General features: G+C 71.8%; 7 protein-coding genes. 4 read left to right on the top strand and 3 right to left on the bottom strand.

Features of this window, described 5'->3' with window-relative positions; translation table 11 throughout:
- Positions 1 to 97 precede the first annotated feature (97 nt).
- A complete protein-coding gene (locus HNR76_RS08890; RefSeq protein ID WP_183982194.1) occupies positions 98 to 1,576 on the top strand; it encodes an outer membrane protein assembly factor BamB family protein in 1,479 nt (492 codons plus the stop codon).
- A gap of 78 nt (positions 1,577 to 1,654) precedes the next feature.
- Here HNR76_RS08890 and HNR76_RS08885 read toward each other — a convergent pair whose 3' ends face one another.
- Together HNR76_RS08885 and pulA are read right to left on the bottom strand one after the other, a co-directional pair.
- Entirely contained in the window at positions 1,655 to 3,727 is a 2,073-nt protein-coding gene (locus tag HNR76_RS08885) for a glycoside hydrolase family 97 protein (RefSeq protein WP_425501754.1), read from the bottom strand.
- A gap of 53 nt (positions 3,728 to 3,780) precedes the next feature.
- Entirely contained in the window at positions 3,781 to 6,498 is a 2,718-nt protein-coding gene (gene pulA / locus HNR76_RS08880) for a pullulanase-type alpha-1,6-glucosidase (RefSeq protein ID WP_249065570.1), read from the bottom strand.
- A 287-nt stretch (positions 6,499 to 6,785) separates the two neighbouring features.
- Here pulA and HNR76_RS08875 point away from each other — a divergent pair, with 287 nt between their 5' ends.
- Entirely contained in the window at positions 6,786 to 8,273 is a 1,488-nt protein-coding gene (locus HNR76_RS08875; RefSeq protein ID WP_162309735.1) for an MFS transporter, read from the top strand.
- Complete coding sequence (locus HNR76_RS08870) at positions 8,270 to 9,928, top strand: alpha-amylase family glycosyl hydrolase (protein ID WP_162309734.1); 1,659 nt, start codon at positions 8,270 to 8,272, stop codon at positions 9,926 to 9,928. The genes HNR76_RS08875 and HNR76_RS08870 overlap by 4 nt, the downstream gene beginning before the upstream one ends.
- Positions 9,929 to 9,978: 50 nt before the next feature.
- On the opposite strand, the gene HNR76_RS08865 is transcribed toward HNR76_RS08870, so the two are convergent.
- Positions 9,979 to 11,010, bottom strand: a complete 1,032-nt coding sequence (locus HNR76_RS08865) for a LacI family DNA-binding transcriptional regulator (RefSeq protein ID WP_162309733.1) — start codon at positions 11,008 to 11,010, stop codon at positions 9,979 to 9,981.
- A 356-nt stretch (positions 11,011 to 11,366) separates the two neighbouring features.
- Between HNR76_RS08865 and thrS the strand changes: the two genes are divergently transcribed.
- Entirely contained in the window at positions 11,367 to 13,271 is a 1,905-nt protein-coding gene (gene thrS / locus HNR76_RS08860; RefSeq protein WP_162309732.1) for a threonine--tRNA ligase, read from the top strand.
- Positions 13,272 to 13,323: the final 52 nt, after the last annotated feature.

Raw genomic sequence — 13,323 nt, 5'->3', positions numbered from 1 at the left:
CATGGCCCCCTGTGCGCGTGGGAATGAATGCCTTAGTCTTCGTCTCCCCCGAGACGCGGAGCGGCCGTCCGCCGCACCGGCATGCATGGAGAGTCGAATGACCCGGAAATTCGTGATGCTTCGTTCCGCCACCGCATCCGCGGTGCTCGCCCTGACCCTTGCGTCCGCCCCGTTCCTCGTCGCGCAAGCGCAGGACGCGGGTTCCTTCGCCGGCTACTGGAGCGGCGAGGTCGGCAGCGAGCGGGAACGCGTGGCCATCGGGGTGGACTTGCAGGAAGACGGCAAGGGCGGCCTGGACGTGCGCCTGGACCTGCCGGTCGTCCATTTCGACCGGATGCACGTGGGCGCCGCGCACATCGAAGGCGGCGCCCTGGTCCATCCGACGCTCCCGATGGCGCTGCGCCTGGAGGACGGCCACCTGGTCGGCACGCTGCTGGGCGAGGACGAGCACGCACGCCTGCAGCGCGGCGCCCCGGCGCCCGTCGCCGCGCCGGTGGAGCAGGTTCCGGCACTGCCGGGGCCGCGCTGGAGCACCCGCCTGGGCGGCCTGGTGTTCGCCTCGCCGGTGGTGAGCGAGGGCATCGCCTATGTCGGCACCACCGGCGGCACGTTGAATGCGGTGGACACGAGCGACGGGCGCATCGTCTGGGCCGTCGGCCTGGGCTTCCCGATGTACGGCGCGGCCCTGGTCGAGGGCGATGCGGTGTACGTGGTCAGCGACGGCGGCTACCTGCATCGCCTGGATGGCAAGGACGGGCGCGAGGTCTGGCGCCACGCGCTGGACGATGGCCGCCGCCCGCGCGTGCTGCCGCATCCGACGGTGTTCGATTGGGATTGGGAAGCGCCACGGCCGGTGCTGGCCGATGGCGTGGTGTATGCCGGCGGCGCCGACGGCGTGCTGCACGCCGTCGATGCCGTCACCGGTGCGCCGCGTTGGAGCTTTGCCGGCGAGGGCCGCATCCGCCATGCCGTCGCCGTGGACCCGGGAAGCGTGTACGTGGCCTTCGAATCGGGCGACGTGCATGCGCTGGACCGGGCGAGCGGCCAGGAGCGCTGGCGCTACGCGCTGGGCGGGCAGGCCGCCGCCGACCTGCTGGTGCACGACGGCAAGGTCTACGCCAGCGGGCGCAACGCCTACCTGCACGCCATCGACGCGGCCAGCGGCCAGCGCGCATGGCGGCAGAACTTCTGGACGTCCTGGATCGATTCGGCGCCGGTGATTTCGGACGGCACGCTCTACATCGGCTCGTCGGACATGCGCCGGGTCAGCGCCATCGACCCGGCCAGCGGCCGCGTGCTCTGGCGCACCGACGTGCTGGGCCAGACCTGGGGCACGCCGCTGGTGCTGGGCGAGCGCGTGGTGGTCGGCGCCGCGGCGGCAGCCCCGTACTTCCTGCGGCACGAGGCCGGCCTGGCCGTGCTTGACCGTCGCAGCGGCGCACTGCTGGCGCGGCTGGCGCTGCCCGAAGGGCACGGCCACCAGTGGGGCATCGCCGGGAACGTGTCGCGCAGCGGCGACACCCTGGTCGCCGCCGACATCGAGGGCCGGCTGATGGGCTTCGACCTGCCCGAGTAGGCGGCATCCTTCGCCAGGGGGCGCGCCATCCCGTCGCGCTTCCTGGCGGCGGGAAGCAACGGCGCCGGCGCGCGCCGGCTACGGCAGCGGCACGAAACGGATCGCCACGCCGCCGCCGGCGGCCATCCGCAGCGGCATCGCATCGTCCGCCGAGACCTCGCGGGTCTGGCGGACGAAGGCGAAGGGCGCCCGTTCCCAGTGCGCATCATCGCCGTCGCGGTAGATCTCCGCCCGGTAGCGGCGGCCGGCGTCGAGGAAGCCCAGGTCCACCTCCAGCGCGCGCGGCTGCCCGCCGCCCACGCCGCCCAGGAACCATTCCCCGCCGTCGCCGCGCGCCTTGCGCGCGATCACCGCGTACTGGCCCACCTCGCCGGCCAGTACCCGGCTGTCCTCCCAGTCCACCGCCACGTCCTGGATGAACCGGAACGCCTCGGGCTGCCGCGCATAGTGCTCGGGCAGGTCGGCGACCATCTGGATCGGGCTGTACAGCACCACGTACAGCGCCAGTTGCTTGGCCAGGGTGCTGCGCAGCGGCCGGCCGTTGCGGCCCTGGAGGCTGACGATGCCGGGAGTGAAGTCCATCGGCCCGGCCAGCATGCGGGTGAACACCAGGGTGGCCTCGTGCTCCGGCGGGTTGGGCGGATCGGCCCAGGCGGCGAACTCCATGCCGCGCGCGCCTTCGCGCGAGACCCAGTTCGGCCAGGTGCGGCGCAGCCCGGTGTCCTTGATCGGCTCGTGCGCGTTGATCGCGATGCGATGCGCGGCGGCCTGCTCGACCACGCGCAGGTGGTGGTTGCTCATCCAGTGGCCCTCGTGCCACTCGCGCACGACCGGGCCGCCGGCGCGGTCCTGGCGCTGGATGTCGCCGGCGTCGCAGACGTAGCCGGTCTTGACCACGTCCACGCCGTTGCGCGCGTACAGGTCCAGCGCCGCCGGCAATTGGCGCTCGTAGTGGCTGACCGCGCAGGCGGTCTCGTGGTGGCCGATCAGGTGCACGCCCTTGCCGGCGGCGTATCGCGCCAGGCCTCGCAGGTCGAAGTCGGGCATTGCGCGGGTGAAGTCGAAGCCCCAGCCGTTGGCGAACCAGTCGCCGTCCCAGCCCGGGTTCCAGCCTTCCACCAGCACCCCGCGGAAGCCATTGGCGGCGGCGAAGTCGATGTAGCGCTTCGTGTTGGCGGTGGTGGCGCCGTGCCGGGGGCCGCTGCCCCAGGTTTCGGTCTCCAGGTGCAGCGACCACCACACGCCCACGTACTTGGCCGGGACGAACCAGCTCACGTCGCCGATGGCGTTGGGTTCGTTGAGGTTGAGGATCAGGCTGGACTCGGCCAGGTCGCCGGCGCGCGCGCCGACCTGGATCGTGCGCCAGGGCGTGGCGAAGGGCGTGGCGCGGATCACCGCCGGGCCATCGCCGCCGGGGGTGAGCGCGGCACGCAGCACGTCGCCGTCGCCGCGGGCCAGGTTCATGCCGGCATAGTCGACCAGCGCGGCCTCGTGGATGGACACGTGCAGGCCTTCCCCGGTGCGCAGGGTCAGCGGCGTCTGCGCGGTGCCGATCTCGCGCAGCGGGGTGCGGCGGTAGAGGTATTCCTCGCGGTTCCATTCGAAGGCGGGGATCCACCAGGCGGCGGTGCCGGCGGGCTCGGCGAGGGCGAACTCGGTCAGCTCGGCGCGGATGCGCACCTCGTCCATGGCCGGCTGCTCGGGAAACTCGTAGCGGAAGCCGACGCCGTCGTCGTAGACCCGGAACACCACGTCGAAGCGGCGGCCGGCGTCCTTCCCGGCCGGCGCCTTCTCGGCGAAGCGGGCGCGCAGTTCGTTGTAGCGGTTGCGGGTGAGGCGGCGCTCGCCCCAGGGCTGCTCCCAGGTCTCGTCGAAGCTGCGCTGCGTTTGGCCGACCAGCTCCAGGTTGCGCTCCAGGCGCCCGTCGCCGAGCAGGAAGCCCAGCCGCGAGGGTGCGATCACCGGCTCGCCGTTGCGCTCGACCCGGTAGGCCAGGCGGTGCTCGTGCTGCGATTCCACGATCACGCTGAGCGCGCCGCCCGGCGAGGCGACGCGGGCCAGGGTCCCGGCGGTGGCGGGCAGTGCGGTGGCCCAGGCGAGCAGGGCCGCCGTGGCCGCCAGCACCCGTGCGTGCAGGGCGGGGTCGGGCAGCGCGCGCGGCGGGGCGGAAGGGGCGTGGCGGCGTCGATGGCGCATGGCGATGTTCACTCCAGGACGTACACGAGGGCAGTGCGCGGCGGCACGGTGAAGCGGCCGCGTGCGGAATCGAAGCGGGCCTGCTCGCGCGGCCGATGGTCGGCCGCGCCGGGAGCCCGGTGTACCGGGTGCAGGACGTAGCGCTTGCCGCGTTCGGACGGCAACTCCAGCACCTGCGCCTGCGGCGCGGCGTTGATCAGGTAGAGGACCTGGCCGAAGCCGGCGCCGGGATGGCCACGGCCATCGAGGTGGCCGGCGATCGCCAGCGGGTTCTGCGCCGGCCCGCTGTTGGGGAAGACCAGCCGTGCGGACACCTCTTCGGCGCTGCGCAGGCGGAACAGCGACGAGCTGGCGCGGATCCGCAGCAGGTCGCGCAGGGCGTCGCGGGCGAAGGCGATGTCGGCCGGCGCCGGTTTGATCGAGGCGTCGGCCAGGCGCGGGGCGATCCACGGCCAGTCCTGGCCGTTGCCGCTGGCCGGCGGCAGGCCGGTACCGAAGAAGTTGTCGCGATAGGTCCAGTCCATCCGGTTGAACCAGTCGCCCGAATCGAAGCTGTTGCGGTCCATCGACTTGGAGCGCAGGGTGTCGACGCCGGCATGGAAGTAGGCCACGCCCTGGCTGAGCGCGGTGGTGGTCATGCCCAGCACCTGCACCCGCACGCGCTCGGCGGCCGGGGTGCCGGCCGGCAGGCGGTAGGCGTTGAGGTCGTACAGGGTCTCGTTGTCGTGGTTCTCGACGTAGTTGACCACTTCGCCCGGGGCGGCGGCATAGCCGGCCGGCTGGCCGTTGTAGTCGATCGCATGCAGCGGCCGTGCGGTGCCGTCGGCGGTGGCCAGCACGTAGTCGCGCAGGGTGCCGGCCAGGCCGACGCGGACCAGGTCCGCGGCGCGCAGCAGGTCGGCGCGGCCGAGCGCGGGGTCGGCCGCGTCGTTGGGTGCGTAGGCCAGCCCGTTGAGCCAGCCCTGCCGGGCGACCTTGTCGCGGCCGCGGTCGCCCGGGCCGCCGCCGCGCAGCGCGTCGCGGGCGCGGTCGCTGAACGTGCCGATGCCGCTGCCGGCCAGCGAAAGCTGCGAGGCCTGGACGAAGCGCGCCCCGTCGGCCACCTCGCCGAAGTTCCAGCCCTCGCCGATCAACTGCACGCGGCGGCCCGCGGCCGCGTCCACCCGGCGCTGCAGCGCCTCCATCGCCGCGCGCGGCTGTTGGCCCATCAGGTCGAAGCGGAACGAGTCGATCCGGTAGTGGCGGACCCACCATTCGGCCGAGTCGATCATCAGCCGCGCCATCATCGCGTGCTCGGTGGCGGTGTTCTCGCAGCAGGTGCTGCGCTCGATGTTCCCGGCCGCGTCGAGGCGGTGGTAGTAGCCGGGGACGATCCGGTCCAGCACCGAGGCCTCGTCCTGGCCGGCGGCGTAGGTGTGGTTGTAGACCACGTCCATGCCCACCCGCAGGCCCAGCGCGTGCAGGGCCATCACCATGGCCCGGAACTGGCGGATGCGCGCGGCCCCGTCGAAGGGGTCGCTGGCGTAGCTGCCTTCCGGTGCGTTGAAGTGGAAGGGGTCGTAGCCCCAGTTGAAGCAGTCGCGTGCGGCCTGGGCCATCACCGCGGCCTGCTGCGCGGGGCTGTCGGCCGCGGCCTCCGGGACCTGCGGCGTGGCGCAGGCGGCCTCGGGCACGCTGGCGAAGTCGTAGACCGGCAGCAGGTGCAGGTCGGTCAGGCCGGCGCGCGCGAGTTCGCGCAGGTGGGCCATGCCGGCGCTGCGCGCGTCGGTGAAGGCCAGGTACTTGCCGCGGTGCGCCGGCGGCACGCTGGCATCGCCGATCGAGAAGTCGCGCACGTGCAGTTCGTAGATCGACATGTCCGCCTGCGCGCGCAGCGGCGCCGGGCGCGGGGCCGCGTCCCAGCCGGGCGGCGCGAGTGCCGGATCGTCGAGGTCGGCCACGTAGCTGCGCCGCGAGTCCGCGCCCAGGCTGGCGGCGTAGGGGTCGGTCACCCGGTTGCGGACCAGGCCGACGCCGCGCACGTAGGCATCGACCAGGTAGGTGTAGTAGCGGCCGCGCAGGTCGCCGGGCAGGACCGACGTCCACAGGCCCGTGGCCGGATCCAGGCGCAGCGGTTCGCGTCGCGTCGCGGGCGAGCGATCGTCCTCGTACAGGCATACCGACACCGCCCGCGCGGTGGGCGCCCACACGCCGAAGGCGGTGCCGGCGGCGGAAGGGTGCGCGCCCAGCCCCGGCGCGTCGACGGCGCCGGCGTAGAGGTCGTCCAGCGCGCCGGCATGTTGCAGCGCAGTGGCTTCCAGCACCCGGCCGGCCGGGTCCTCGCGCACCAGCACCAGTGCCTGGCGCAGCAGCTCGCGCAGGCGTCCGTCGTCGAGCGCGTGCGACAGGATGGCGCCTTCGCCGGCATGGGCGAAGCGGCGCGCCACCGCCGCGTCCGCCGGGAACGATGCCGCGTGCAGTGCGATGGCACCCGTGGCACCGGCCACTGGCCGGCCCGGTTCGGCGCGGATGCCGCCGTGCGGGGCGTGGTACAGGCGGTAGCGATGGGCGGGGCCGTTGCCGGCGCCGGGCCATAGCAGGGTGCGCCGGTCCAGCCACAGCGCGCGCGCCTGCGCGGGTGCATGCGCATCGGCGGCCAGCACGGCCTGGAAGCCGGCATCGCAGTCGGCCAGCGGCGGTGGGGCGGCGCCCGCCATCGCCATCGCAGGCGACGACAGCAGGGCCACGAGCCCGCCGGCCCGCCAGCGTCGTCCGCCGGTTGCGGCCGTTTCGCGGCGGCGTAGGCCGCTGCCGCGCGTCACATGTCCCATGTTTCCCCTCCCGGGAATGGCGGTATGCGTCGTGCCGCACCGTGCGCGGCGCTCGCACTATTCCACGCAGCGTCCACTTGCCGGCCCGTCGCACCGATGAATACGTATGCATCGACGCCCGCCGTGGCGGACGCGCCTCTACCATGGCCCGAGGGCGCCAGGCGCCCATCGCATCCGTGATTCCCGGAGGGGGGAACTGCTCGATGGAAAGCAAACCGCGCCTGTCTTTCTGGCAGATCTGGAACATGTGCTTCGGCTTCCTGGGCATCCAGTTCGGCTTCGCCCTGCAGAACGCCAACGTGAGCCGCATCTTCCAGACCCTGGGCGCGGACATGGAGCAGGTGCCCGGCCTGTGGATCGCCGCGCCGCTGACCGGGCTGCTGGTGCAGCCGGTGGTCGGCTACTTCTCCGACCGCACCTGGACCCGGCTCGGCCGGCGCCGCCCGTACTTCCTCGCCGGCGCCATCCTGGCCACGCTGGCGCTGTTCGCGATGCCCAACTCGCCGACGCTGTGGATCGCGGCGGGCATGCTGTGGATCCTGGACGCGTCGATCAACATTTCGATGGAGCCGTTCCGCGCCTTCGTCGGCGACCAACTGCCGTCGTCGCAGCGCGCCGGCGGCTATGCGATGCAGAGTTTCTTCATCGGCGCCGGGGCCATCGTGGCCAGCCTGCTGCCCTGGCTGCTGGCCAGGGCCGGCGTGGCCAACACCGCCGCGCCGGGCGAGGTGCCGGACACGGTGCGCTACGCGTTCTACTTCGGCGGCGCGGTGCTGTTCGCCGCGATCGGCTGGACCGTGCTGCGCACCCGCGAGTACCCGCCCGAGGCGCTGGCCCGTTTCGATGGCGCGCAGCCGCCCCCCGTACGGGGGGCGGGCGGCGGCCTGCAGGCGCCGGCGGTCGCGGCGCTGCCCTGGCTGCTGGCCGGCCTGGCGCTTGCCGCGCTGATCGCCGCGCGCGGCTGGGACCGGATGCTGTACGTGCTGGCCGGCATGTCCATCGCCTACGGCGCGCTGCTGCTGGTGGCGCGCGTGCTCCCAGCCGGTGGCATGCTGCCGACGATCCTGTCCGACCTGCGGGCGATGCCGCTGGCCATGCGCCGCCTGGCGGTGGTGCAGTTCTTCTCCTGGTTCGCCCTGTTCGCCATGTGGATCTACACCACCGCGGCGGTGGCCGGGGTGCACTTCGGCAGCGACGACCCCACCTCGGTGGCCTACAACGAGGGCGCCAACTGGGTGGGCGTGCTGTTCGCCGCCTATAACGGCTTCGCCGCGCTGGCCGCCATCGCCATCCCATGGATGGCGCGCGCGCTGGGCCTGCGCGGCGCGCACCTGCTCAACCTGTGGCTGGGCGCGGCCGGCCTGCTGTCCTTCCTGCTGGTGCGCGACCCGCAATGGCTGCTGCTGCCGATGCTGGGGGTGGGCTTCGCCTGGGCCTCGATCCTGTCGCTGCCCTACGCGATGCTGTCCGACAGCCTGCCGGCGGCGAAGATGGGCGTGTACATGGGCATCTTCAATTTCTTCATCGTCATCCCGCAACTGGTCGCGGCCAGCCTGCTCGGCTTCCTGCTGAAATCGCTGTTCGGCGGGCGGCCGCTGTGGGCGCTGGCGCTGGGCGGGGCCAGCCTGGCGCTGGCGGGCCTGTGCGTGCTGCGGGTGCCGCGGCCGCCGGCGATGGAGGCCAAGGCATGATCCGCGGCCTGGCGATCGCGGCGGGGCTGGCCCTGGCCGGCGGTGCGTTCACGGCGATGGCGGCCGCGGGCGAGGACTACTACGGCACCCTGGAGCCGTTCGCGGCCGAGGCGGTGTACTTCGTCCTCACCGACCGCTTCGTCAACGGCGACACGGCCAACGACCACCGCGGGCAGGGCGGCCCGCACCGCACCTTCGACATCCCGCTGCCGCCATGCGACGGGCAGGTCGGCAACATCGGCTACCTGGGCGGCGACTTCCGCGGCCTGCTCGACAACGCCGGCTACATCCGCGACCTGGGCTTCACCGCGGTGTGGATCACGCCGATCGTCGACAACCCGGACCAGGCCTTCACCGGTGGCGATCCGGTCACCTGCGACGGCTTCCTCACCGACCGCGGCAAGACCGGCTACCACGGCTACTGGGGCGTGAACTTCCACAGGCTGGACGAGCACCTGCCCAGCGCGGGCCTGGACTTCGCCGGCCTGACCGCCGGCCTGCGCGCGCACGGCTTGAAGACCGTGCTGGACATCGTCGCCAACCATGGCTCGCCGGCCTGGACCATGCCGGTGGCGCAGCCACAGTACGGCCAGTTGTTCGACGCGCAGGGGGAACTGGTGGCCGACCACCAGAACCTGCCGCCGGAGAAGCTGGACCCGGCCAGCGAACCGCTGCACGCCTTCTACAACGCCAGGCCCGACCTGGCCCAACTGGGCGACCTGAACGCGGACAACCCGGCGGTGATGGACTACCTGGCCAGCGCCTACCTGCACTGGATCGGGCAGGGCGTGGACGCGCTGCGGATCGACACCATCCGCCACCAGCCGCTGCCGTTCTGGAAGGCCTTCGCCGACCGCATCCGCGCCGAGCACCCGGGCATGTACATGTTCGGCGAGGCCTTCGACTACGACGCGGCCGGCATCGCTCCGTTCACCCTGCCCGAGAACGGCGGCATCAGCGTGCTCGACTTCCCGATGAAGCAGGCCATGGACGAGGCGTTCGGGCGCAAGCGCGCCGGCTTCGAGCGGCTGCTGCCGGCGCTGCATCTGCAAGGCGGGCCCTACGCCAACCCCTACGACCTGGCCACCTTCTACGACAACCACGACATGCGCCGGCTGGATGCGGACGACGCCGGCTTCATCGACGCGCACAACTGGCTGTTCACCGCGCGCGGCATCCCGGTGGTCTACTACGGCTCGGAGACCGGCTTCATGCGCGGCCAGGCCGAGCACGGCGGCAACCGCGCCTACTTCGGCCAGGAGCGGATCGACGCGGCGCACAAAAGCCCGATCTTCCAGTCGCTGCAGCGTATCGCCACCCTGCGCCGGGCGTCGCCGGCCCTGCAGCGCGGCTTGCAGCTCAACCTGCGCCTGTCCGGCGACACCGCCGCGTTCTACCGTGTCTACCAGCACGGCGATACCGCGCAGACCGCGCTGGTGCTTCTGAACAAGGGCGACCGGGCGCGGACGATGAGCGTGGCCGGCCACCTGCAGCCCGGCGCGTGGCGCGATGGCTTCAGCGGGGAAGCGCTGCAGGTCGGCAGGCGCCTGCGCGTCGAGGTGCCGGCGCATGGCGTGCGCGTGTTCTTCTTCGATGCGCCGCTGACCCGTGCCGACCTGCGCGCACGCCTGGCGGAATCGATGCCGGCGCACTGAGGCGGCTTTCCGCCGCCTCTGCCGCCGGCCGCCGGCGCGTGCCGCGGCGTTCAACCGGTGGCGGTGGAGCCGCGCAGCACCAGCTTCACCGGCAGGTTGCGGCTTTCCACCGGCTCGCGCAGGATCAGCCGGATCAGGCTGTCCACCAGCACTTCGCCGGCCTGCTTGGTGTCCTGCTGCACCGTCGACAACCCCGGCTGGGTGAGGCCGGCCATGGCGATGTCGTCGAAGCCGGCCACCGCCACGTCCTCGGGAATCCGCCGCCCGTGCTCGCGCAGCGCCTTCATCGCGCCCAGGGCGATCAGGTCGCTGGCCGCGAACAACGCATCGAACGGCCTGCCGGCCGCCAGCAGGGCGCAGGTGGCCTGGTAGCCGGATTGCTCGGTGGTGATGGCGTCGGCCTGCAGGGCCGGGTCCGGCTTCAGCCGCGCCTTGCGCAGCGCTCCGGCGTAGCCGCGGTACCGCTCGAAGAACTCGGGATAGTGGTCGGAGGCATGGCCGAGGAAGGCGATCCTGCACCGGCCGCGGTTCAGCAGGTGTGCGGTGATGTCGTGCCCGCCCTGGAAATTGTCGCAGCCGATCGACACCCCAGGCTCGTCCGGCAGGGCCGCGCCCCAGCGCACGAAGTGCGTGCCCTGGGCGACCAGCCGCTGCAGCTTGGATTCCGACTCCAGGTAGTCGCCGTAGCCGAGCAGGATGATCCCGTCGGCCTTGTGGGTGTCCCCGAAGTCGGCGTGCCAGTTGGTCGACAACTGCTGGAAGGACACCAGCAGGTCGTAGCCGCGCCTGGCGCAGGCGCGGGTGATCGAGCCGAGCATCGAGTGGAAGAATGGGTTGATCAGGGAGTCGTCCGGGGTCGGGTCCTCGAAGAACAGCAGGGCCAGGGTGCCGGATTGCTGGGCACGCAGGTTGGAGGCGTTCTTGTCGACCTTGTAGTTCAGCTCGCGGGCGATGGCCATGATCCGGCGCCGGGTCTCCGGATTGACCGACGGGCTGCCGCGCAGGGCGCGCGACACCGTCGGCTGGGAAACGCCGGCCAGGTGCGCGATGTCCAGCGAGGTGGCCTTGCCCTTGATGATCATGCCGGTCTCCTCTCCCCCTTCGAGCCGGATCCTGCGGTGCAGCAGGCATCATGCCATGGCCGCGCGGCCGGTTCGCCCGGCGTCGGGCAGGCTGGGCTAGAATCGGCGCATTGCCGCCGGCACGGTGCCGGTGCGCCAGAACCGCAGGGTGGCCCGCGGCAACGCCGGCCGAGCGTGCGACATGAGCACTACCACCGCCCACCGCTGAATGCCGCCGGGGCCCCGCCGATCCGCAGGCGCCCTCGAGGGCGTTTTTTTACGCCCGTCCAAGGGCCATGTGCCCGCGCACCCGCGTGCGGGCCCTCCAATGCAACAGCGTCGGCCCCGGGCCGGCGCACCGAACAGTTGAAGCTCCCATGATCACGATCACGCTCCCCGACGGCAGCCACCGCCAGTTCGACGCCCCCGTTTCCGTGCTGCAGGTGGCCCAGTCCATCGGCGCCGGCCTGGCCAAGGCCACCGTCGCCGGCCAGGTCGACGGCCGCCTGGTCGATGCCGGCGACCTCATCGACCACGACGCGACGCTGCGCATCATCACGCCCAGGGACGAGGAGGGCGTGGAGATCATCCGCCACTCCTGCGCGCACCTGGTCGGCCACGCGGTCAAGCAGTTGTACCCGGACGCGAAGATGGTGATCGGCCCGGTGATCGCCGAGGGCTTCTATTACGACATCCACAGCGAGCGCCCGTTCACCCCCGAGGACCTGGCCGCGATCGAGGCGCGCATGCGCGAGCTGATCGCCCAGGACTACGACGTGGTCAAGAAGATGACCCCGCGCGCCGAGGCGGTGGAGGTGTTCAGGGCACGCGGCGAGGACTACAAGCTGCGCCTGATCGAGGACATGGGCCCGGAGGTCACGGCCATGGGCCTGTACCACCACCAGGAATACGTGGACATGTGCCGCGGCCCGCACGTGCCCAACACCCGCTTCCTCAAGGCGTTCAGGCTCACCCGCATCTCCGGCGCCTACTGGCGCGGCGACGCCAAGAACGAGCAGCTCCAGCGCATCTACGGCACCGCCTGGGCCGACGACAAGCAGCTCAAGGCCTACATCCAGCGGATCGAGGAGGCCGAGAAGCGCGACCACCGCCGCATCGGCAAGCAGCAGAACCTGTTCCACCTGCAGGAGGAGGCGCCGGGCCTGGTGTTCTGGCACCCCAAGGGCTGGTCGGTGTGGCAGGTGGTGGAGCAGTACATGCGCCGGGTCTACCGCGACACCGGCTACGGCGAGGTGCGCTGCCCGCAGGTCCTGGACGTGTCGCTGTGGCAGAAGTCCGGCCACTGGGACAACTACAAGGACAACATGTTCTTCACCGAGTCGGAGAAGCGCACCTATGCGATCAAACCGATGAACTGCCCCGGCCACGTCCAGGTGTTCAACCAGGGCCTGCACAGCTACCGCGATCTGCCGATCCGCTACGGCGAGTTCGGCGCCTGCCACCGCGACGAGCCTTCCGGCGCGCTGCACGGCATCCTGCGCGTGCGCGGCTTCACCCAGGACGACGGCCACGTGTTCTGCACCGAGGGCCAGATCGAGGCCGAGGTCCGCGCCTTCCACGAGCAAGCGCTGAAGGTCTACGCCGACTTCGGCTTCGAAGACATCCAGATCAAGATCGCCCTGCGCCCGGACGCGCGCCTGGGCGACGACGCCACCTGGGACAAGGCCGAGGACGCCCTGCGCTCGGCCCTGCGCGCCTCGGGCGTGGAATGGCAGGAACTGCCGGGCGAGGGCGCCTTCTACGGTCCCAAGATCGAGTACCACCTCAAGGACGCCATCGGCCGCACCTGGCAACTGGGCACCATGCAGGTGGACTTCATGATGCCCCAGCGCCTGGGCGCCGAGTACGTGGACGAGCACAGCCAGCGCCGGCACCCGGTCATGCTGCACCGCGCGATCGTCGGCTCCATGGAGCGGTTCATCGGCATCCTGATCGAGCACCATGCCGGGTCCTTCCCAGCCTGGCTGGCCCCGGTCCAGGCGGTGGTCATGAACATCACCGACGCCCAGGCTGAATACGTGGCCGAGGTCCGGAAAACCCTTGCGGATCAAGGCTTCCGGGTGGAGGCGGATTTGCGCAACGAAAAGATCGGCTTTAAGATCCGCGAGCACACGCTGCAGCGCGTGCCGTACCTGCTGGTGGTCGGGGACCGCGAGAAGGAGAACGGCGCGCTGGCGGTGCGTACGCGTTCGGGGGAAGATTTGGGCACAATGTCGGTGTCCGCGTTCGCCCAGACCCTGCGTTCGCAACAGATGGCGTAAGACCTAAGGGCGCACCGGCAAAGGCCGCTGCGCCGCACAGCCCACCCCTGGA

The organism is Pseudoxanthomonas broegbernensis, from assembly GCF_014202435.1.
Taxonomy (GTDB): domain Bacteria; phylum Pseudomonadota; class Gammaproteobacteria; order Xanthomonadales; family Xanthomonadaceae; genus Pseudoxanthomonas; species Pseudoxanthomonas broegbernensis.
The sequence above is the reverse complement of the archived record's forward strand: the minus strand, read 5'-3'. Positions and strand labels throughout refer to the sequence as shown.

Bases quoted from the DNA above. Each gene is read 5' to 3' on its own strand.
- HNR76_RS08865 (WP_162309733.1), bottom strand. From the start codon at position 11,010: ATGATCATCAAGGGCAAGGCCACCTCGCTGGACATCGCGCACCTGGCC.
- HNR76_RS08870 (WP_162309734.1), top strand. From the start codon at position 8,270: ATGATCCGCGGCCTGGCGATCGCGGCGGGGCTGGCCCTGGCCGGCGGT.
- HNR76_RS08890 (WP_183982194.1), top strand. From the start codon at position 98: ATGACCCGGAAATTCGTGATGCTTCGTTCCGCCACCGCATCCGCGGTG.
- thrS (WP_162309732.1), top strand. From the start codon at position 11,367: ATGATCACGATCACGCTCCCCGACGGCAGCCACCGCCAGTTCGACGCC.
- HNR76_RS08875 (WP_162309735.1), top strand. From the start codon at position 6,786: ATGGAAAGCAAACCGCGCCTGTCTTTCTGGCAGATCTGGAACATGTGC.